24 protein-coding genes and 1 tRNA gene are annotated in these 20,014 nt (G+C 64.1%); 11 read left to right on the plus strand and 14 right to left on the minus strand.

Annotated elements, in window-relative coordinates; all coding sequences use genetic code 11:
• Window positions 1-44: 44 nt before the first annotated feature.
• Complete coding sequence (locus ACVWY6_RS07670) at window positions 45-998, minus strand: GlxA family transcriptional regulator (RefSeq protein ID WP_023956480.1); 954 nt, start codon at window positions 996-998, stop codon at window positions 45-47.
• 83 nt (window positions 999-1,081) lie between these two features.
• On the opposite strand from ACVWY6_RS07670, the gene ACVWY6_RS07675 reads away from it, so the two are divergent.
• The gene (locus ACVWY6_RS07675) at window positions 1,082-1,252 is read left to right on the plus strand and encodes a hypothetical protein (RefSeq protein WP_457537183.1); all 171 of its coding nucleotides are present in this window, start codon (window positions 1,082-1,084) and stop codon (window positions 1,250-1,252) included.
• A gap of 39 nt (window positions 1,253-1,291) precedes the next feature.
• On the opposite strand, the gene ACVWY6_RS07680 is transcribed toward ACVWY6_RS07675, so the two are convergent.
• Together ACVWY6_RS07680 and bfr are read right to left on the minus strand one after the other, a co-directional pair.
• The gene (locus ACVWY6_RS07680) at window positions 1,292-1,957 is read right to left on the minus strand and encodes a hypothetical protein (protein WP_030168963.1); all 666 of its coding nucleotides are present in this window, start codon (window positions 1,955-1,957) and stop codon (window positions 1,292-1,294) included.
• 248 nt (window positions 1,958-2,205) lie between these two features.
• Complete coding sequence (gene bfr, locus ACVWY6_RS07685; protein WP_023956474.1) at window positions 2,206-2,685, minus strand: bacterioferritin; 480 nt, start codon at window positions 2,683-2,685, stop codon at window positions 2,206-2,208.
• Window positions 2,686-2,834: 149 nt separating this feature from the next.
• On the opposite strand from bfr, the gene ACVWY6_RS07690 reads away from it, so the two are divergent.
• Window positions 2,835-3,452 carry a fatty-acid--CoA ligase gene (locus tag ACVWY6_RS07690; protein ID WP_152538021.1) on the plus strand — a complete coding sequence of 206 codons (618 nt, stop codon included), beginning with the start codon at window positions 2,835-2,837 and terminating at the stop codon, window positions 3,450-3,452.
• A 16-nt stretch (window positions 3,453-3,468) separates the two neighbouring features.
• Window positions 3,469-3,660 carry a (2Fe-2S)-binding protein gene (locus tag ACVWY6_RS07695; RefSeq protein WP_030168973.1) on the plus strand — a complete coding sequence of 64 codons (192 nt, stop codon included), beginning with the start codon at window positions 3,469-3,471 and terminating at the stop codon, window positions 3,658-3,660.
• 17 nt (window positions 3,661-3,677) lie between these two features.
• Here ACVWY6_RS07695 and ACVWY6_RS07700 read toward each other — a convergent pair whose 3' ends face one another.
• The 4 genes from ACVWY6_RS07700 to ACVWY6_RS07715 form a co-directional block, all read right to left on the minus strand.
• Window positions 3,678-4,802, minus strand: coding sequence for a nitronate monooxygenase (locus ACVWY6_RS07700; protein WP_457537184.1), 1,125 nt, complete (start codon window positions 4,800-4,802; stop codon window positions 3,678-3,680).
• A 106-nt stretch (window positions 4,803-4,908) separates the two neighbouring features.
• The gene (locus tag ACVWY6_RS07705; RefSeq protein WP_457537186.1) at window positions 4,909-7,290 is read right to left on the minus strand and encodes an FdhF/YdeP family oxidoreductase; all 2,382 of its coding nucleotides are present in this window, start codon (window positions 7,288-7,290) and stop codon (window positions 4,909-4,911) included.
• Window positions 7,291-7,462: 172 nt separating this feature from the next.
• Window positions 7,463-7,870 carry a hypothetical protein gene (locus tag ACVWY6_RS07710; RefSeq protein ID WP_457537188.1) on the minus strand — a complete coding sequence of 136 codons (408 nt, stop codon included), beginning with the start codon at window positions 7,868-7,870 and terminating at the stop codon, window positions 7,463-7,465.
• The gene (locus ACVWY6_RS07715; RefSeq protein WP_457537189.1) at window positions 7,864-8,127 is read right to left on the minus strand and encodes a TetR/AcrR family transcriptional regulator; all 264 of its coding nucleotides are present in this window, start codon (window positions 8,125-8,127) and stop codon (window positions 7,864-7,866) included. The genes ACVWY6_RS07710 and ACVWY6_RS07715 overlap by 7 nt, the downstream gene beginning before the upstream one ends.
• A 259-nt stretch (window positions 8,128-8,386) precedes the next feature.
• On the opposite strand from ACVWY6_RS07715, the gene ACVWY6_RS07720 reads away from it, so the two are divergent.
• Together ACVWY6_RS07720 and ACVWY6_RS07725 are read left to right on the plus strand one after the other, a co-directional pair.
• The gene (locus ACVWY6_RS07720; protein WP_457537191.1) at window positions 8,387-8,755 is read left to right on the plus strand and encodes a nuclear transport factor 2 family protein; all 369 of its coding nucleotides are present in this window, start codon (window positions 8,387-8,389) and stop codon (window positions 8,753-8,755) included.
• A gap of 55 nt (window positions 8,756-8,810) precedes the next feature.
• Complete coding sequence (locus ACVWY6_RS07725) at window positions 8,811-9,236, plus strand: MarR family winged helix-turn-helix transcriptional regulator (protein WP_457538536.1); 426 nt, start codon at window positions 8,811-8,813, stop codon at window positions 9,234-9,236.
• Here the strand turns inward: ACVWY6_RS07725 and ACVWY6_RS07730 are convergent.
• Window positions 9,233-9,979 carry an SDR family oxidoreductase gene (locus ACVWY6_RS07730; RefSeq protein ID WP_457537193.1) on the minus strand — a complete coding sequence of 249 codons (747 nt, stop codon included), beginning with the start codon at window positions 9,977-9,979 and terminating at the stop codon, window positions 9,233-9,235. The two genes, ACVWY6_RS07725 and ACVWY6_RS07730, sit on opposite strands and share 4 nt — an antisense overlap.
• 135 nt (window positions 9,980-10,114) lie before the next feature.
• On the opposite strand from ACVWY6_RS07730, the gene ACVWY6_RS07735 reads away from it, so the two are divergent.
• Window positions 10,115-10,516 carry a hypothetical protein gene (locus tag ACVWY6_RS07735; RefSeq protein ID WP_023956458.1) on the plus strand — a complete coding sequence of 134 codons (402 nt, stop codon included), beginning with the start codon at window positions 10,115-10,117 and terminating at the stop codon, window positions 10,514-10,516.
• 143 nt (window positions 10,517-10,659) lie between these two features.
• On the opposite strand, the gene ACVWY6_RS07740 is transcribed toward ACVWY6_RS07735, so the two are convergent.
• Both ACVWY6_RS07740 and ACVWY6_RS07745 read right to left on the minus strand, forming a co-directional pair.
• Window positions 10,660-10,733: transfer RNA gene (locus tag ACVWY6_RS07740), tRNA-Pro, on the minus strand.
• Between the two features lie 66 nt (window positions 10,734-10,799).
• Window positions 10,800-11,726, minus strand: a complete 927-nt coding sequence (locus tag ACVWY6_RS07745; RefSeq protein WP_457538538.1) for a metallophosphoesterase — start codon at window positions 11,724-11,726, stop codon at window positions 10,800-10,802.
• Window positions 11,727-11,865: 139 nt separating this feature from the next.
• Between ACVWY6_RS07745 and ACVWY6_RS07750 the strand changes: the two genes are divergently transcribed.
• On the plus strand, window positions 11,866-12,333 hold the full coding sequence (locus ACVWY6_RS07750; protein ID WP_457537194.1) for a GatB/YqeY domain-containing protein: 468 nt from the start codon (window positions 11,866-11,868) through the stop codon (window positions 12,331-12,333).
• A gap of 17 nt (window positions 12,334-12,350) precedes the next feature.
• Here ACVWY6_RS07750 and ACVWY6_RS07755 read toward each other — a convergent pair whose 3' ends face one another.
• The gene (locus tag ACVWY6_RS07755; protein WP_457537196.1) at window positions 12,351-14,807 is read right to left on the minus strand and encodes a penicillin-binding protein; all 2,457 of its coding nucleotides are present in this window, start codon (window positions 14,805-14,807) and stop codon (window positions 12,351-12,353) included.
• A gap of 223 nt (window positions 14,808-15,030) precedes the next feature.
• On the opposite strand from ACVWY6_RS07755, the gene ACVWY6_RS07760 reads away from it, so the two are divergent.
• Entirely contained in the window at window positions 15,031-15,348 is a 318-nt protein-coding gene (locus ACVWY6_RS07760) for a WhiB family transcriptional regulator (protein ID WP_030169006.1), read from the plus strand.
• 45 nt (window positions 15,349-15,393) lie between these two features.
• On the opposite strand, the gene ACVWY6_RS07765 is transcribed toward ACVWY6_RS07760, so the two are convergent.
• A complete protein-coding gene (locus ACVWY6_RS07765) occupies window positions 15,394-16,488 on the minus strand; it encodes an ArsA family ATPase (protein ID WP_062795116.1) in 1,095 nt (364 codons plus the stop codon).
• Entirely contained in the window at window positions 16,488-17,498 is a 1,011-nt protein-coding gene (locus ACVWY6_RS07770) for an ArsA-related P-loop ATPase (RefSeq protein ID WP_030169011.1), read from the minus strand. Before ACVWY6_RS07770 ends, ACVWY6_RS07765 begins: the two co-directional genes overlap by 1 nt.
• A gap of 136 nt (window positions 17,499-17,634) precedes the next feature.
• Here ACVWY6_RS07770 and ACVWY6_RS07775 point away from each other — a divergent pair, with 136 nt between their 5' ends.
• Window positions 17,635-17,799, plus strand: a complete 165-nt coding sequence (locus ACVWY6_RS07775; RefSeq protein WP_023956445.1) for a DUF4177 domain-containing protein — start codon at window positions 17,635-17,637, stop codon at window positions 17,797-17,799.
• 6 nt (window positions 17,800-17,805) lie between these two features.
• Window positions 17,806-18,270, plus strand: a complete 465-nt coding sequence (locus ACVWY6_RS07780; protein WP_062795117.1) for a RidA family protein — start codon at window positions 17,806-17,808, stop codon at window positions 18,268-18,270.
• Between the two features lie 9 nt (window positions 18,271-18,279).
• Here ACVWY6_RS07780 and hypB read toward each other — a convergent pair whose 3' ends face one another.
• Window positions 18,280-19,071: a hydrogenase nickel incorporation protein HypB gene (gene hypB, locus ACVWY6_RS07785; RefSeq protein ID WP_457537198.1), complete on the minus strand. Its 792-nt coding sequence runs from the start codon at window positions 19,069-19,071 to the stop codon at window positions 18,280-18,282.
• Window positions 19,072-19,169: 98 nt separating this feature from the next.
• Here hypB and ACVWY6_RS07790 point away from each other — a divergent pair, with 98 nt between their 5' ends.
• Entirely contained in the window at window positions 19,170-19,976 is an 807-nt protein-coding gene (locus ACVWY6_RS07790) for an MBL fold metallo-hydrolase (protein WP_457537200.1), read from the plus strand.
• Window positions 19,977-20,014: the final 38 nt, after the last annotated feature.

Genomic DNA, 20,014 nt, shown 5'->3' on the forward strand with positions numbered 1-20,014 from the left:
CCGTATTGCCGGTGCACACATCGTAGACACGGACAGCTCGTGGTTCAGCTGGCGCAACCGAAGCGGACGCGGAACGCAGTGGGCGTGATACCGACGATGGCCGAGAAATGGTGTCGCAGCAGGGTCGCCGAACTGAAACCGACCTGACGGGCCACTTCCTCGATGCCGAGATCGGTGGTTTCGAGCAGACTCTGCGCGGCGAGGACCCGCTGCTCGGTGAGCCAGCGCAATGGGCTGGTGCCCACTTCGTCGGCGAACCTGCGGGCAAAAGTGCGTGGGGACATGTGTGCCTTGGTGGCCATGTCCGCGATCGAGATGTCCTGCTTCAAATTGCGCAGCATCCAGTTGAGCACGCGACCGAATCCGTCCTCATCACATTCCGGCACAGGCGCTTTCACGAACTGCCTCTGCCCGCCTTCGCGCTGCGGGGGAACCACCATGCGGCGCGCGATCTTGTTCGCAATCGTCGGCCCGTGCTCGGTGCGGACCAGGTGCAGACTGGCGTCGATACCGGCTGCTGTACCGGCGCTGGTGATGATGTTGCCCTCTTGGACGTACAGCACATCGGTGTTCACGTCGACGTCTGGGAACAGCTCGGCCATCTCCTTGCCGTACTTCCAGTGGGTGCTGGCGGATCGGCCACCGAGCAGGCCGGCGGCGGCGACGACAAACGAACCCGTGCAGACCGACAAGATGTATGCGCCTCGAGCGTCGGCTGCACGGAGTACATCGAGGACCGCCTCGGGGAAGTCGGTCCGGACTTGCCCGGCCGGTATCGCCACCAGGTCCACGTCGGCGCACGCTTCGAGCCCGTACTGCGGAATGACCTGGGCGCCCGTCGTGAAGTTCAGCGGTTTGCCCGGTTCGATACCGCACACGCGGTAGTCGAACTTAGGTACGCCCTCGTCGGTGCGATCCACGCCGAATACCTCGCTGACCACGCCGTACTCGAAAGCGGCAACGGGCTCTTGCAGGATCACGGCAACGGAGCGGAGCATGCCAACCAGTATGGCAGAAAATATGCGAAGACTGGCAAAACAGCCAGTGGTGGCACTATCTGTTCGGGCGCATAGTTTCAGACATGGAAATCGCAATCATTTTGATCCCAGTCCTCATCATCGCCTTCGTCGCGTTCTACGAGAACGCCAAGAAGACAGCACACCTACCGCGTGCCCCGTTCGGATTGGACGCCGAGTACGGCCCCGATTCCGCACGGGTGCGCGACGAGTTGGAAATTTTGACGCGCCGCTAGAAGCACGTCGGAAGTCACTCGCCGAGTAAGTCCGGAGGGTCAGACGACGTGGAATGCAGTGATGCCGCGCGCCGGCAGGTCATCGAGAATCGGTTTGATGTTCGTGCCGGTCTCCGGCCCGATGCATCCGATGAAGTAGTAGGCGTTGACCATTCCGACGAGTCGGTCGCCGACCACCACGGGGCTACCCGAGTCTCCCTCGACCACGCAGATCTGGCTGGTGTGCGCTGAGCCGTCCGAGAACCACGTGATGCCACAGGTGTTGGCGGTGGTGCGTCCCTGTTTGCAGCCGATCTCGGGGAAAGCGGGGGCCTGCGTGCGGATGCCACGGATGGTGACGCCGCCGACTCGCTGAACGGGGTTCACCTTCGCTGAATCGAAGCGGATGATCGCGTAATCGAGGTCGCGGTGCGTGAAGGTGACCTGGCCGACCGGTCCGAGTCCTTGGGCGGCTTCGACGAACACTGCCTTGCCGGCGGGGCCACAGTGACCTGCGGTGAGACCCACCAAGATGTTGTTCTGGTCGCGGCCGATGGCGGTCAGTGTGCAGGCGCTCGCTGTGCCCTTGTCCTTGTCCACCAAGATTCCTGTCCCACCCCCGATGTTGGCCTTTGCAGGCGCAGCTGAAGCGGTGGAAACCCCCAGTGCTGTCAGTGCGACGAGCGCGCACAGAGTTGCAATGAGCGTGGCGGCCTTCTTGAACATCAATTCCTCACGTAAATCTGCCGGGACAATGAGGAACCTACCAGCCGTGTCACGCATCACCGGCACCGTTGCACAGGCTCAGGTCCGTACCGATCAGTTGGTCGGGAACAGATTATGGAGTGCCCAGAACGGTGAAACAGTCAGGCGCGCAGTCCAAGCCGACTGTCGACGACCTTGTGGCGCTTGCGATCAGCGGGTGTGGGAACCGCCGAGTTCTCGGGAGTCGACGTCCCCACACCCGCCGGAGATCACTTGGGCGGACGGGCCACGCACTGGGCCAGGTACAACTGGTCGCCCAACGTGTTCATCAGTTCGAGCTGCGTCTGCAGGTAGTCGACGTGACCTTCCTCGTCGGCCAGGATCTTCTCGAGCAGGATCGCACTGGTCGAGTCCTGCTTGTCGCGGCACATCACGATTCCAGGCTTGAGGCGTGCGACCACGTCGAGTTCGATCTGCAGGTCACTCTCGAACTGCTCACGCAACGTCTGGCCGACCTTGAGCGAGAACAGCCGCTGGTAATTGGGCAGTCCGTCCAGCAGCAGGATCCGGTCGGTGAGTGCCTCGGCGTGGTTCATCTCCTCGAACGACTCGGCACGGGTCTGTGCGGCGATCTCCGTGTACCCCCAGCTGTCCTGCATCTTCGAATGCAGGAAGTACTGGTTGATGGCGGTGAGTTCGCTGGTCAGCTGCTCGTTGAGCAGTTTGAGAACTTCTGGATCTCCTTGCATGAAATCTCCTCACATCGAAGAGCACGTCGTGTCGCCAACGGGAGGGCTGGTCCCGGAGGGGCAGTGCAACACACGCGTCCAGAATCAATTTATCTCGGTACGATGCTGTTTTGGTGGCAACGACGGACCCGGCAGCAGGGATGAACTCCATGACGCAGCATTCGCGCATTCTCGCTTCGGACTTCTCGTTGCCGACCGATGAAAAACTCATCGAGCGGTTGTCCGAGAACAACGATGCGCTCGCGCGCCTGGGCGCGCACCACATGGTGATCTACCGGGCGTTGGACAACCCGCACCGCGTGTTCACGACGCTGGGTGTTCGCGCCGATGGGCCGATCGACCGTGTGCTCGCCTCGCCGACCGTCCTCGAATGGTTTGATGCGGCAGGCGTCGAAGAGATCCCTCCTCTGTTCGCCGGTGAGGTTGTCGAGAAGATCGAGCTCGAGGGGTCGAATGCCGAGCAGTCGGGCATCATTGTCGCTGCCATCGCCCCGGTGCGTGATGTCGCGGCACTCGTGGAGACGGTGCGGTCGAGCCTCCGGCGCTTCATCTCGTCCGGTGTACGCCGGGTGTGGGTCTACCGTGCCATCGATGACGGTCACGAAGTGATGATCCTGCAAGAACTCGACACCGAAGAGCAGGCGATGCGCTGGTTGAAGCATCCCGACGCGGCCGCCGAGTGGATGGCGGGCGCAGGTGTCGGGGTGTATCCGCCGCTGTTCGTCGGTAAGTTGCAGCGGGTCCTGGAACTACAGCTGCAGGCCTAGGCGCCAGGTCCCCGCCATGTATGTGTGTCTGTGCCAAGGAGTTACGAGTCACGTCGTCGAGCAGGCCGTGGCCGACGGTGCGCGTACCTCCAAGGAGGTTGCCAACGCCTGCGGTGCCGGTCGTGACTGTGGCAGATGTCGACGGACTGTGCGTGCGATCATCGAGGCCCACTTCGCGGACGTGCCCACGGCCGGGGTCCAGCCGTAGGCGACGTCCGCCGAGCCTCAGGTCAGTGCGTTGAGTTGGTCCAGAGTTGTTGTGGCGTCGAGGTATTCCTGAACCCACCGTTCGATGACCGCGGCGGACTTCTCCACCTTGGTGAACTGCCCGACCACCTGGCCGACGGGATTGAAAGCGACGTCCACGGTCTGGTCCGGGTAACGGTGTGTTGCGGCGACCGCCATCCCGGACACCATGTACTGCAACGGCATTCCGAGCGGCTCGGGGTTCTCCGGCTTCTCCCAGGCCTCGGTCCAGTCGTTGCGCAACATCCGGCACGGCTTACCCGTGAAGGACCGGCTGCGAACGGTGTCACGGCTGCTGGCCGACACGTAGGCGGCCTGCTGCACGGCTGTGTTCTCCGACTCCTCGACCATCAGCCACTGCGAACCCGTCCAGGCGCCCTGGGTGCCGAGAGCGAGAGCGGCTGCGATCTGCTGGCCGCTGCCGATGCCACCGGCGGCTAAAACCGGGATCGGCGCAACCTCTTTGACCACCTGCGGCCACAAGACGATGGACCCGACCTCGCCGCAATGGCCGCCACCCTCGCCGCCCTGGGCGATGATGATGTCCACCCCGGCGTCGGCATGTTTGCGTGCCTGCTTGGGTGACCCGCACAGCGCGGCCACCTTGCGGCCGGCCTCGTGGATGTGGGTGATCATCTCCGCAGGCGGTGTGCCGAGGGCATTTGCGATGAGGCTGACCTTGGGATGCTGGAGCGCGATCTCGACCTGGGGGGTCGCGGTGGCCTCGGTCCACCCCAGGAGCTGAAGCGAGTTCTCCTCGTCCTCGGACAGCGGAACACCGTGGTCGAGAAGGATTTTGCGGCCGAAGTCGAGGGTTTCGGCCGGGACCATCGACTGCAACATCGACGTGAGTTCCTCGGCGGACAGGTTGGAGTCCATGCCCTCGTACTTGTTGGGGATCACGATGTCGACGCCATAGGGATGGTCACCGATGTGCTCATCGATCCAGTTGAGTTCGATCTCCAACTGTTCCGGGGTGAATCCGACCGCACCCAGCACCCCGAATCCGCCGGCCTTGCTCACGGCGACCACGACGTCGCGGCAGTGGGTGAACGCGAAGATGGGGAACTCGATGCCGAGATCGTCACAGATTGGGGTGTGCATGGTGTGCCTCGCAATGCCGGGCATTCAACATGAACATGCTCCGAAATAGAACGTGTTCTAGTTGTGTACCCCGTCGCGCGACGGTTTACAACCCCGGGTACCCGCGTCAGCTCAGATGCTCGGGCTGCGGTTGCGTTTTGTGACTCCAGTCCGATCCGGTCGAGTCCTGATCGGCAGCGTTCTCGGTGGCTCTGCCCTGGCCGGCCGGAACCAGTGAGACGATGATCGACTTCGATGTGGGGCAATTGCTCTGCAGTGCGGTCGAGTCCAGTGGGACAAGGGGATTGGTCTCGGGATAGTAGGCAGCGGCCGAACCCCGTGGCGTCGCATACTCGACGATCCGGAACGAGGGCGCGCACCGCACGTTGTCGTCGTCATCCCACTTGGTGACGATGTCGACGATGTCGCCGTCCTGAAACCCCAGCGCGGAAATGTCTTCGCGATGCACGAACACAACACGGCGACCACCCTCGATACCGCGGTACCGGTCGCTGAAGCCGTAGATGGTGGTGTTGAACTGGTCGTGGCTTCGAAGTGTCTGCAGAATCAGGTGATTCGGCGGGACCTGGAGGACATCGATGGGGGAGACGGCGAACTCGCCGAGACCTGACTCGGTGTCGAAGGTCCGAGAGTCCCGAGGTGGGTGGGGCAGGATGAACCCGCCGGGCCTGCGGACATTCACCTCGTAGCCTTCGCACCCGGGCACCACCTGCGCGATGTGCGCTCGGATGTTGCGGTAGTCGTCGCGCATGGCTTCCCAATTGATGCCATGCCGGTCGCCGATGGTGGCTTCGGCGATCGAGGTGATGATCGCGACCTCGGACTTGAGGTGCGGGCTCGCCGGAGGGAGCGGTCCGCGTGAGGCGTGCACCGAGCACGTCGAGTCCTCTACCGAGATGTATTGCGGCCCACTGGCTTGTACGTCCTTCTCCGTGCGACCGAGGGTCGGCAGGATCAATGCGGTCTCGCCGCACACCAGGTGGCCGCGGTTGATCTTCGTGGAGATCTGCACGGTCATCCGAACCTTGCGCAGAGCGTCGAACGTGACGTCGCTGTCCGGGGTTGCCTGGGCGAAGTTGCCGCCCAGACCCAGGAAGAAGTGCGCCTTGCCGTCGCGCATCGCCCGGATGGAGTCGACGGTGTCGAGCCCGTGCTCGCGCGGGGGATCGAACCCGAACTCCTTCTGGATGGCGTCGAGGAAATGCTGAGGGGGCCGTTCCCAGATGCCCATCGTGCGGTCGCCCTGCACGTTCGAATGCCCCCGCACGGGGAACAATCCCGCGCCCGGCTTGCCGATGTTGCCCTGTGCGAAAGCGAGGTTGGTGACCTCTTTGATGGTGGCGACCGCATTTCGATGCTGCGTCAGTCCCATCGCCCAGCAGAACACCGTGGCCTTCGAATCCCGCAGGAGTTCAGCAGCTTCGGTGATCTGTGCACGGGAGAGTCCGGTGGTGGAGGTGACGACGTCCCAGTCGACGGCACCGACATGCTCGCGCCACGCCTCGAAACCGGTGGTGTGCGCGTCGATGAAGTCGTGGTCCAGCGCGTCCCACTCCACGAGTAGGGATCCGAACGCCTGGAAGAGCGCGAGGTCGCCGTTCAAGGCGATCGGCAGGAACATGTCGGTCAGGTCGGTGCCCGGCCCGACCATGCCCCGCGGCGTCTGCGGATTCTTGAAGTTGACGAGTCCGGCTTCACGCAGCGGATTGATCGACAGGATCTTCGCGCCGTTCTCTTTCGCCTTCTCCAGGGCGGAGAGCATCCGCGGGTGGTTGGTGCCCGGATTCTGGCCGGCGATAATGATCAGCTCAGCGTTGTAGACGTCGTCCAGGGTGACGCTCGCCTTGCCGATCCCGATCGATTCCTGCAGTGCGATGGACGTGGACTCGTGGCACATGTTCGAGCAATCAGGCATGTTGTTGGTGCCGAAAGCGCGCGCGAACAGCTGGTAGACGAAGGCCGACTCGTTCGAGGCCCGGCCCGATGTGTAGAAGACGGCTTCGTCGGGTGAGGCCAGGCTCTTGAGTTCGTCGCCGATGAGCGCGAAGGCGTCGTGCCAGTCGATGGGTTCGTAGTGTGTTCCGCCGGGACGCTTGATCATCGGATGAGTGATGCGCCCCTGCTGCCCCAGCCAGTGCTCGGTGCGCCCGGACAGATCCTCGATGCTGTGTGCGGCGAAGAACTCCGGAGTTGCCCGGTTCGTGGTGCCCTCCTCGGCCACGGCCTTGGCGCCGTTCTCGCAGAACTCGGCGGCGTGGCGATGGCCCGGGTCGGGGTCCGGCCACGCGCAGCTCATGCAATCGAAGCCTTCGGCCTGGTTCAATTTGAGCAGCGTCTTGGCGGTCCGGACCGCCCCCATGTGGCCGAGGGCGCGTTTCATCGAGACGGCGACGGCAGTGGCGCCCGCCGCATGGGACTTCGGCTTCTCGATGTCGAGCTGTGCGAGATCCAGCTCGTTCTGCTGTTCGTCCGCGTCCGGGTCCGGCATGTCGGCCTCCTACAACTCCGAGTCCACCGAGGAGTCCGGAATTGGCCACCCCGATGCGGCCTGCGCGAAGCCTGTGGGTTCAGGCACACACAAGAACGGTGACTTTCACGGTAGGGCGTCTCGCGTCATTTGACGAATGGAAACCCCTCGAACAATGCCTCGGCGGATGGCCTCATGCCGCTGCCAGTATCTTGCGCAATCTGTTGGCCTCGACATCCAAACCCCCGAGTTGGGCATCGGACGCTGCCATGCCCCGGATCAATGTGTGGCAGTACTCGTCTGACAGTTCCTGAACCGACCACAGCTGATTCGCCGTGCTCGCCCACCGATAGGTGTGGTTGTGCAGGTTCAGGAATTGGAGAGTGGCGAGCCGCGGATTGATGTCGCGGAGGAAGCCATTGTCGATGGCCTCGGTGATCGCATCTTCGATCAACCGCTCGAACTCGTCACGCTGTGCGAGCATTCGTTCGAGGTTCTCGCCGGTCAGGTGACGGTAGTCGCGTTCGTACACCCAGATGTGGTCGACCCTGGACATGATCGAGTTCAAGAGGACTTCAGAGAGCAGCCGTATCTTCACCACCGGGTGGGTGTCGAACCGGACGTCTCCTTGGCTTGCGCCATCAACGGCTCGAGCACCCGATCCTGGATGGCAACGAGCAAGCTCTCCTTCGAGCCGATGTAGTGGTAGAGCGCGCCCTTGCCCAGCCCGGTGGCCTTGCAGATCTCCGTTACTCCGGTGGCCGCGTAGCCGTTCTCGGCGAACAGGACCGCAGCCCGATCGATGATCTCCTGTCGGCGCGGTTCGAAGTGCTCGCTGCGTCCCGATGGCGTGACCATATCCCTCCAGTGTCAGCCCGAGTGCACGTCACAGGGCGGGGCCCGATCCGGCAGGCCGGCTAGCGAGCCCCAGCACTCACGGGAGTTCGGTCCACCGTAGCCGCGTCGTCTGCGCCCGGTGCACGAAAACCGCGGTCGAAATGCCGCCCGCTGGAAGTCGTCGAATCGGACGGGATGAGCCCGTCGTCAGGTGCGCGGAGCGGATGCGCCGTATTTTGTGACATGTCACCCGACAGCCGCGCCGAACACGAGGAGTCCCATGCCTGACGAAGTAACTGCGTTGATGGAAGCGAACCTGCTGGCGGTATTCGGTGAGGCCGACCCGACGCGGCGCGCGCAAGCAATAGCGGAGACCTACACCGACGACGTGGTCTGGACGGACGAAGAAGGGGTCACAGTAGGGCGGGACGCCTTGGCTGCCAAGGCCCAGAAGCTGCTCGACGGCATGCAGGGCCTGGTGTTCAGCAAGGTCGGACAGGTGCAGAAGGCCCAGAACTTCGGCCACTTGGCGTGGAAACTGGGCCCTCCCGGACAAGACCCGGTGGCCAGTGGATTTGACGCCGCGGTGGTCACGGACGGCCGGATCTCGGCGCTGTACACCGTGATCACCGGGCCCGAGAACGGGTGAGATGGCCTCGAGCAAATGGTTGACCCCGTCTCAACAACGAACGTGGTTGAACTACATGCGGGTCTACCACCGGCTCGAGTACGAGATGAACAGCCATCTCCAGGCCGAACTGGGTTTGTCGCTCGGTGACTACACCGTGATGAATGCTCTGTCGGCCGCAGAGGATCACCGGATGCCGTTGACAAGGCTGGCGACGACCATCGGGTGGGAGCGCAGCCGCCTGTCGCATCATCTGCAGCGGATGAGCCGCCGCGGAATCGTCGAGCGCACCCCGTCCGTCGTCGATCGACGGGTCACCGACGCGGTGTTGACCGAGGCCGGCTGGGAACAGTTGAAGGCCGCGGCACCACAGCACGTGGCCAGGATCCGGCAACTGTTCTTCGCCGACCTCGACGTCACCCAGGAGTCCGAGCTCGCCGACATTCTCGAAGCGGTCTACGAGAACATCCTGCGTGAGGGCACGTTGCCGCGCCCGGACTAGATCTGCTCAGCGCCTCCGTCGACGAACACCTCGGACCCGGTCATGAAGCTGCTCTGGTCGGACGCGAGGAACAACACCGCTGCAGCGATTTCCTCGGGCTGACCAATCCGCCGCATCGGTACCGTGGCCGCTTGCGCGTCGAGCAGGTCCTTCGATTGGCCTTCAGTCGCAAGTTCTTTGAGTCCGCGGGTCTCGACCGGGCCGGGGATGACCGTGTTGACCCGGATCTTGCGGTCGACCAGTTCGGCGGCCCATGTTCGTCCTAACGACCGGACGGCTGCCTTCGATGCAGCGTATGCGCCGAAGGCGGGGATTCCGGCAGAAGCGGACGTCGAACCGGCGAGCACTATCGAAGCACCCTCGTTCAGCAGTGGCAGCACCGACTGGACGGTGAAAACCGTTCCGCCCACGTTCCGGTTGAAGGTGTCCGCAAGGTGCTCGGGTGTCTCGTCGGCGAGAGAGGCGAACTCGCCGCCGCCTGCGTTGGCGAAGACGACGTCGAGTCCCTGACCGCGGTCGGCAATGGCCTGCGCGAGGTTCTGCAAATCGGTGGGGTCGGTGACGTCGCTGCGGACCCCGGTCGCCTGCGCGCCGATCGTCGAAACCGCTGTGTCGATCCCCGGTTGGTTGCGGCCGGTGACGAACACATGAGCGCCCTCGTCCGCGAGTCGCTGTGCGGTCGCGAGCCCGATGCCCGAGGTGCCGCCGGTGACGAGCGCTGTCTTTCCAGTGAGCTGAGCCATGATTGCTTCCTGACTGTCGTTCGATGCGGGCGTTGTGCTCGCCCCCATGAAGAACGCATGACATGTCACGTTATTCCTGACATGTCGCCATCGGGCAGGCACACTGGAGTCCTCACCGCACAACAGGAGTGAATAATGAGTACCAACGGACCGTTCGGCTTCGAGCCCGAGGATTTTGACCGCTTTGCCAGAGAGGCCGGCGAGGGATTCCGCGACATGCTGGGCCAGGTCGCCAAGGGGATGTCTCAATCCGGAGGCGAGAACCCCCTGGCGTCGCTACTTCGCGATTCGATGTTCAGCACGGCGTCGCAGCGCACCAAGCCCGCGCCGCCGACGCGTGAGACCACGGGAGACACCGGTGACGGTGTCTGGGCCATCTACACCGTCGCCGAAGACGGTTCGGCTCGCATCGACCAGGTGTACGCCTCGGAACTCGATGCCCTGCGCGCGCACAAAGACAATGTGGATCCGCAACGGCGTGTCCGGTTCCTGCCCTACGGCGTCTCGGTCGGAGTTCTGGACGACAGCGGCTCATAGCCCGCAAGTGTGTTGTTGTGGCGGCGCCGACCTGGGCTTTCGCTCGCAACAACCACACATCATCGGGGAGAGCGGCTGAAACGAGGAGACCCTGATCAAGGTTTCCCCTGATCAGGGTCTCTCATGTGTCTCAACCAACACAGTCGGGGTGGCGGGATTCGAACCCACGACCTCTTCGTCCCGAACGAAGCACGCTACCAAGCTGCGCCACACCCCGTGATCAATCAGCCTGCGATAGCTTACCTCAGCCGCGGTAGCGGATTAAATCGCCTGGTCACGAGGGTCAATTGGCTTCGGCATTCACCGGAGGCAGTGACCCCTCCTGCTCGTAGTCGGCGTCGCCGGCCGATACGGGAGTGAGGGTGAGCAGCGTGGCCTCAGGCCGGCAGCAGAAGCGGGCCGGAACATACGGCGAGGTGCCCAGCCCGGCACTCACGTGGAGCTTCATCGCCGCACCCCATGCCGACACGCCTTTGACCCGTGACCGGTCGAGGTCGCAGTTGGTCACGATCGCGCCGACACCGGGCAGGCACAGCTGGCCTCCGTGAGTGTGTCCTGCCATCACGAGGTCGTACCCGTCGTCGGCGAACCGGTCGAGCACACGCGGCTCAGGCGAGTGGGTCAGACCCAGGCGCAGATGCGCCAGCGGATTGGGACGGCCCTCGATGGTCTCGTAGCGGTCGCGGCCGATGTGCGGATCGTCGACACCCGCAGCTGCCACCCGCACCCCGGCGACCTCGAGTTCACGCACCGAGTGGGTGGCGTCGAGCCAGCCACGCTCGGTGAACGCCGCGCGCAGATCCTGCCAGGGAAGCGGCTCCCCGTGGGTGCGCTTGTGGTCTTTCTTGAAGTACTTCAGCGGGTTCTTCGGAATGGGCGCGAAGTAGTCGTTGGACCCGAACACGAAGAGCCCGGGAAGGGACAACAGATCGCCCAGCGCCTGCACCACGGCCGGTACCGACTGCGGGTGGGCCAAGTTGTCGCCGGTGTTGATGACGAGGTCTGGCTGCAGCGCGGCGAGCTCCTGAACCCATGCTTGTTTGAGCCGCTGTCCCGGCATCATGTGGAGGTCGCTGATGTGCAGCACCCGCAGCGATGTGGAGCCGGGCTCGAGAACCGACAGGGTCTCGTGTCGCAGCGCAAATGCGTTTCGCTCGATCAAGGTCGCGTAGGCGAGACCGGCGGCGCCCGCCGCCGCGACCCCCGCCATCGCGTGGACCGGGGTGAGTCCGGCGAGTTGATCTGTGCGACGAGTGATGCTTTTTCGTCCCTGAGGCATCTGGCCAGAATACGCCCGCAGGCGCAAAACGGGTGCGGACCGTCGACCTCGGCGGCGTAGGTTTGAACACATGTCCACGATCAAAGAGCAGATCCGCACCGATCTGACCGCTGCCATGAAAGCCAAGAACACCACGGTCACCGGGACCCTGCGGATGGTTCTGGCTGCCATTCAGTCCGAAGAGGTGTCGGGCAAGGCCGCCCGCGAGTTGACCGATGACGACGTGATGAAAGTGCTTGCGCGCGAAAGCAAGAAGCGTGCAGAGGCGGCCGCGGTGTTCGCGGAGAACAACCGCGAGGAACTGGCAGGGAAGGAACGCGCCGAGGGCGAGATCATCGCCGGGTACCTACCCGCGCAACTGTCCGACGAGGATTTGACGGGCATCGTCGATCAAGCCGTTGCGGCCGTCGCCGAGGAGACCGGTGAGGCACCGGCGATGAGGCAGATGGGTCAGGTGATGGGGCACGCCACCAAGCTCGCCGCCGGACGCGCCGACGGCAAGCGCCTGTCATCGGCGATTCGCGCGCGCCTGCAGTAGCCCGGCTGTCCGGCGAATCAGCCGCCCGGTACCGGGATCACGATCGGGCCGACCCCGGGGACGGTGATGGTGGTGGGTGGTGACGCCCGTCGGGTGGGGAGCTGCGACTGCCCGGTGCTCACGTAGATGGTGACGGTGCTCCCGGGGATCGCCGTGTCCTCGGGGGCGGTGAACACCACGGTGCCCGCTGCTTGCGCACTGTCGGTGTCGAGGCGCGCAACCCGAAAGCCCGCCTGCTCGATCCGCCTCGTCGCCTCGTCGGCGGTCATCCCCGCAACAGACGGAACAGCCTTGCCGCCCACACCGGCCACGTAGGTCGGGTCGTTCGGTGGCAGGGCGGTGGGCCCGAAGTTGTTGGCGATCGGCAACATCGCGGTGAACCATGTTCGTGCCGGTTCACTACCGCCGTAGAGGGTGCCGTATCCGCATTGCCGCAGCGGATTCGAGCACAGCTCCGACGGGGTCGGTGAATCGTTGTACGTGTAGGTCGCGGCCGCCAGGTTGTTGGTGAACCCGAGGAAAGCCGACGAGCGGTGAGCCTCTGTGGTGCCCGTCTTGCCGGCCATCGGCAGGTTCCATCCGGTGGACCCGGCAGCGCCGGCAGCAGTTCCCGATCCGCGGTCGTCCTGGCTCATGGCGTTCGCGAGGGTGTCGGCCAGGCCGGGTTCGACGACCTTCTCGCACTTCGGACGCTCGAAGGCGACCTCTTGCACCGCAGGCCGCCCGTCTGCACCCAGGACCTGGTTGCCGTTGCGGTCGCGCTTCGGCTGCGTGATGGATGCAATCGGGTTCGGCGGGCACCACACACCGTGCGAAGACAGGGTGGCGGCAACGTTGGAGAGTTCGAGTGCGTTGATCGCGGTGGGTCCCAGGGTGAACGAACCCAGATTGTTCTGCTTGAAGTAGTCGGCCAAGCTCTGCTCGCCCTGGCCGGAGGTCCCCGGATTGGTGTACGAGCGCAGTCCGAGACGCACGGCGATGTCCACCGCGGGTCCCACCCCGACGTCTTGGAGGAGCTTGACGAATGCGGTGTTGGGGGACTGGGCCAGTGCCTGCGTCACCGACAACTGTGCGGGATACCGGCCGTCGTTGCGCACACAGTAGGTGTTCGCAGGGCAACCGTTGACGCCGCCGCTGCTACCCATGCCCTGCGCCTGGAAGGTGGCAGGGACCTGAAGGGAGGACCCGGCACCCAGGCCCTTTTCCATCGCCGCGGCGACCGTGAAGATCTTGAACACCGACCCCGCACCGTCGCCGACCATCGAGAACGGCTGAGGCTGCACGGTTTGGTTCGCATTCTGGTCGAGCCCGTACTGGCGACTCGACGCCATCGACATGATGTCGTGGCTCTCGGTGCCCGGCCGGATCACGCTCATGACGGTCGCGACGCCGTTGAGGTCGGGGTCGGTGATGTTCTGCACCCCGGTCAGCGTCGATCGCTGGACGGCGGGATCGAGCGTGGTGCGGATGGTGTAGCCGCCGCGGGCGACCGTCTCGCGGCTCAGGCCGTTTTCGGCCAGGAACTTCAACGCGTAGTCGCAGAAGAAACCGGCGTCGGCGGCCGAGATGCAGCCGTTGGGCAAGGTGATCGGGGAGGGGACCACGCCGAGCGGGGTCTCCTTCGCGGCCTGGTACTCGGCCGCGCGATTCGGGAAGTTGGAGATCAGCGTGTCGAGAACCAGGTTGCGGCGTTCGAGCACACCATCGGGGTTGTTGTAGGGGTCGAGTGCCGAACTCGACTGCACCATGCCGGCGAGCATCGCCGACTCGGGGATCGTCAGATCCTTCGCGGCCTTGTTGAAGTACGTGCGAGCTGCGGCCTCGATGCCGTAGGCGCCGTTACCGAACGGCACCACGTTCAGGTAGCGGGTGACGATTTCTTTCTTGGCCTCTTGCTTGGCCTGCTCGTCGCTCAGGTTCTTGTCCCGCTTGGCCTGCTGGGTGAGGTTCTCCTCCAGCGTGAGTGCCATGCGGACTTCTTTGAGCTTGCGCGCAGGCGTTGTCTCGGTGGCGGCGCGACGGTCGGCGTCGGTGCGGGCGAGAACCAGCAGCTGGTAGTTCTTCACATACTGCTGGTCGATGGTCGAAGCACCCTGCTGCACCTCGCCCGACGACGAGTTCTTGAGGAACGCGCGGATCGTGCCTTTCCAGTCCACCCCGTCGTGGTCGAGGAAACGCCGGTCTTCGATGGAGATGATGGAGCGGATCATCTCCGGCGAGATGTCGTTGTAGCCGACCTGTGTTCGTCGCTGGTCGTAGAGGAACGCGATCGGCTTGCCGGTGACGTCCGTCATCGTGGTGACCTCGGGGACCGTGCCTTCGAGCAGTTCCGACGACACGTTCTGGACCGTGTCCGCGGCCCGGCTCGACACCAGACCGATTCCACCGGCCACCGGAAACAGCAGTCCGGCGACGAGAACACCGGCTAGGACGCAGCATCCCGCGAGCAGTGACAGGGACTTCGACTTTGGCACGCCAGCAAGGATACGTGGCGTCTGCCTTCTCAGGTGGCACCGAGCGGCGCAAAGGCCAGATCGTCGCACTCGGTTTGCACGCAAGTGCCACTTTTTTCATTCCAGGTCTTGACGGTGCGTAAGTGTGGTCCATACATTGGTCGTAATTGAATGTGACACACGTAACATTCAGTCTTAAATGTGGCGGCGGACGTCAATATTGTGCTTCAGACAGGGGATCGTAATGGCAAAAGCGGCAGCTGCGACGGTAGAGAACGAAGCAAGATTGGCCTGGGTGGCCAGGGCACGGTGCCGCGAGGTCGATCCTGACCAGCTGTTCGTCCGTGGAGCCGCCCAGCGCAAGGCTGCAACGATCTGCCGTCATTGCCCAGTCCAGCTCGAGTGTGGTGCAGATGCACTCGACAATCGCGTTGAGTTCGGGGTCTGGGGAGGCATGACCGAACGTCAGCGTCGAGCGCTGCTGCGCCAGCATCCCGAGGTCACCTCGTGGAGCACGTTCTTCGAGACGCAGCGTCGCAGGCAGATCACCAGCGTTGGCTGAGTTTTCGCGAACATCCTGACGCCGTCGCCCTGCCGGGCGGCGGCGTCAGCCTTTGCTGGTGATCTCTTCGGCCACCGCACGTAGTGCGGTCATGTCGGCGACCTCGAACGGTAGCGACGGCACGCCCACGATCGGGACTGCTGGATGCGACGTGGTGAAGCTGTGCAGCAGGTGCAGTTCGCGCTTGCCGGTGGTCGCCCGTTCGGAATGAATCGTGAGGACCGCCTTGGTCAGCGGGTCGTCGACATTGTTTGCCGCCGCCTCGGCGGTACTCCCGCCGATCGCGGTGAGGTTGGGATGGGTGCGGTTGAGGATCAGGCCGGCGAGCGGCATCTTCTCCTCGGAGAGCCGGTCGACGAAGAACGCGGCCTCACGTAGCGCGTCCGGTTCGGCCGCCGCAACCACGGCGAATTGGGTGCCGGGTTGTTTGAGCAGGTTGTAGGTCCGGTTCGCCCGTTCCCGGAAGCTTCCGAACATCGAGTCGAGTGACTGCACGAAGACCGAGACGTCGCGCAGCGTCTCGCCGCCGATGATGGTCGAGATGCCCTTCATGGCAAGTCCGACAACACCGGTGACGACCCGGCCCACACCGCGACCGCCGCCCACGAGCATCTTCATCAGCCGGCCTTCGAGGAACGACCCGAGACGCTGGGGCGCGTCGAGGAAGTCGAGGGCATTGCGCGAGGGTGGGGTGTCCACCACCACCAGATCCCAATCGTCCTGCGCCAGAAGCTGTCCCAACTTCTCCATCGCCATGTACTCCTGCGTGCCGGAGAATGAGCTGGCAACTGTCTGATAGAAGTTGTTGTTCATGATCGCCTCGGCGCGTTCAGGCGTCGAGTACTGCGTCACCATCTCGTCGAAGGTGCGGCGCATGTCGAGCATCATCGCGTCGAGGGTGCCCTCGCCGTCGACCTTGACCGGCTGCGGGCTGTTGGTCAGTTCGTTCATACCCAGCGACTGCGCGAGCCGCTTGGCGGGGTCGATCGTGAGGACAACCACCTTGCGTCCCCGTTCGGCGGCGTACACGGCCATTGCCGCGGCGGTGGTCGTCTTGCCGACTCCGCCTGCGCCGCAACAGATCACGACCTTGGTTCCGAGGTCGGTGAGAATTGCGCCCATTTTCAGGTCGATCGGCATCAGGCACCAGCCTTCTGGAGGATTTCGGAGATTTCGTAGAGGCCGCCGAGGTCGACGCCATCGTCGAACGCGGGCAGCTGCAGCTTGTCGAGTTCCATGGCATCGAGTTCGGCACCGGCCTCGAGCTGCGCCTGCACCCGACTGGCGTGCTCGATGGTCTCGGTGAGCAGGCCCTCGAAGTCGGCCTCGGTGTACTTCAGGCCCGACTTGTCTAGCTGGGCGCGCAGTTCGGCGGCATCGATGACGCCGTCGGCGATGTCGCCGATCGACTCGGGCGGCAGATGGTGCGGCGACACCCGATTGACGATCACCGACCCGATGGTGAGGTTCTTGCCCTCCAGCTCGCGGACCGCCTCGATGGTCTCCTGGATGGGCATCGCCTCGAGCAACGTCACCAGATGCACCACGGTCTGGTCCGAGTGCAGCAGCTTGACCACACCGTCGCTCTGGTTGCGCAAGGGGCCGGTCTTGGTCAGATCGGCCATGGCCTTGGTGACGTCGAGGAAGTTGCCGATCCGGCCCGTCGGAGGTGCGTCGACCACCACCGCGTCGTAGATCCGGTTGCCGCGCTTGTCGGTTCGGACCACGGTCTCCTTGATCTTCCCCGTCACCAAGACGTCGCGAAGCCCCGGCGCGACGGTGGTGACGAAGTCGATGGCACCGATGCGGCGCATGGCGCGGCCGGCGAATCCGAGGTTGTAGAACATGTCGAGGTACTCGAGCAGCGCGTGTTCGATGTCGATCGCCAGTGCCCACACCTGTCCGCCGCCTTCTGCGGTGGCGACCTTGGTCTCGGTGGGGGCAAGGGGCGGAACATCGAAGATCTGCGCGATGCCCTGACGTCCCTCGCACTCGACGAGGAGGACCTTCTTGCCTTCGGCGGCCAGTGTCAGCGCGAGAGCGGCCGCGACAGTGGTTTTTCCGGTCCCGCCCTTGCCGGAGACGAAGTGCAGGCGCGCCTTCGCAGCGGCCTCTGACCAGCGATAGCCCGTGGGCTGTTCTGTTGTCACGGGTTCACCATATCCACGTTGGTCATGGCCGAAGACCATACCGTGCAGTACGCGTATTTCACCCCTGTCATCAGGGGATGTCCGGGTTGGTGAACGTACGCGGCCCGAACACTTACCGGAGAGATAGGGTGTGCACATGAGCGAGCCAACTGCTTGGGAGTACGTCACCGTCCCCCTTCTGACCCACGCCACCAAACAAATCCTCGATCAGTGGGGTGCTGACGGCTGGGAGCTGGTCAGCGTCCTGCCGGGACCCACGGGCGAGCAGCACGTCGCCTACCTGAAGCGCGCCAAGGGCTGATCCGTCATGACGTGGTCGCAGCGATTGACCGAACTGAACATCGTGCTGCCCAAGGTGGTGGCACCACTGGCCGCGTACGTGCCGGCAGTCCAGACCGGCAACCTCGTATACACCGCGGGCCAGTTGCCGTTGCTCGGTGGCGAATTGACGGTGCAGGGCAAGGTGTCCGAGGGCGCCGAAGGTGTTGTCCGGCCGGATGAGGCAACCGAGGCCGCACGCGTCTGCGCTCTGAACGCGCTTGCGGCAGTGGACAGTCTGGTGGGAATCGACTCGGTGAAGCGGATCGTCAAGGTTGTCGGCTTCGTGGCCTCGGCCCCGGGCTTCACCGGTCAGCCCCAGGTCATCAACGGTGCGTCCAACGTGCTGGGCGAGATCTTCGGAGAGGCCGGCGCGCACGCCAGGTCTGCGGTCGGAGTGGCCGAGCTGCCACTCGGGGCGCCGGTGGAGATCGAGTTGATCGTCGAGGTCTGACCCTCGTCGTCAGCCTGCGCGACGCTCGACCAGTGCACGGACCCAACTGAACCACTCCTGGAGTCCCTCTCCGGTGCGTGCACTGACCGGGATGACGCGTGCGCGCGGGTTGGTCTGGGCGATGGTGTCGAGGAACGCCTGCAACTCGACATCGAGGTGGGGCAGGAGGTCGATCTTGTTCAGCAGGATCACGTGCACCCGGCTGAACATCAGCGGATATTTGAGAGGTTTGTCCTCACCCTCGGTCACCGAATAGACCATTGCGCGGGCGTGCTCGCCGACATCGAACTCTGCGGGACACACCAGATTCCCGACGTTCTCGATGATCACCAGATCGAGCGTCTGCAGGTCGAGATCTTGCAACGCGCGGTTCACCATCGGGGCATCGAGATGGCATTCGCCGCCGAACCCGTTGGCAGTGTTGATCAGTGAGACCTGGGCGCCCTTGTCGGCGAGCCGTGCGGCGTCGAGGTCGGTGGCGATGTCGCCTTCGACGACACCGATGCGCACGTCCGCTCGCATGGCGTCGAGGGTGGCCGACAAGATGGCGGTCTTGCCCGAACCCGGTGAGCTCATCGGATTGATCGCGGGTACCCCGGCGCCGTCGAATGCGGCCCGGTTGAGGTCGGCACGCACGCCGTTCTCGGTGAAGATCGCCTCGAGCACATCGATGCGTTCGGCGCCGGTGTCGTAGCCACTGTGGTCGCCGTGGTCGGAATGGCCTGGGGTGGTGTGCTCGTGGCTGTGCGTTGTCCCGTCGGCGTGGGTGTGTGTCTCGTCGTGGCGGTGGAATCTACCCATCGTCTGCGCCTCGCCTCTTTGTAGCCGGTTCGTGCACCCGCAGCGACCCGACAGAGTCGACCCTGCCTTCGCCAAGTGCAGGATATAGCCTGATCGTCATGAGTGAACCGCAGCATCCTGCGTACGGTGTCGTTCGTCCGGTGACCGATTTCGCGTCGGTTGTGCTGTGCCGCAACCCGGGGATGATGACACTCGACGGCACGAACACCTGGATCTTGCGGGCGCCCGGTCACAAAGACTGTGTGGTGGTGGACCCCGGTCCCAAGGGTAAGAAGAAGCACGTCAAAAACGTTGTCGCGCAGGGCAATGTGGTTCTCGGGCTGGTCACCCACCGCCACCCCGACCACACCGGCGCGATCAAGTTCTTCCGTGAACTCACCGGCGCACCCGTGCGGGCACGGGTCGAGAAGTACACCCGCGACGGCAGTCCACTCCAAGACCGGGAGGTGATCGAGGCCGCTGGCCTCAAGATCACTGTGCTGCACACACCCGGACACACCGGCGACTCGGTGAGTTTTCTCGTCGAGCACAACGGACGCAAGGCGATGCTGACCGGAGACACCGTCCTCGGTGGTGGGACAACCGTGCTCGATCCCAAAGACGGCACGTTGCGCGACTACATGAACTCGCTCAACCGCATCATCGTCGAGGGTGACGATTGCGTGCTGCTGCCCGGGCACGGGCCCGATCATGCCGAGGTGATCCCGCTGGCCCGCCACTACAAAGCGCACCGCGAAGAGCGGGTCGATCAGGTACGTGCCGCGCTGGCCGAACTTGGGGTGAGTGCCGCAGAAGCCAAGCCGAAGAAAGTGGTCAAGAAGGTGTACACCGACATCGACAAGAAACTGTGGCCTGCGGCCACGATGTCGGTCAAGACCCAGCTGGCCTACCTGGCCGAGCAGTAGCGGGCAAAGCAGCAGAGACAACAAAAAAACCGCCCCGA

This window comes from Williamsia sp. R60, from assembly GCF_054063855.1.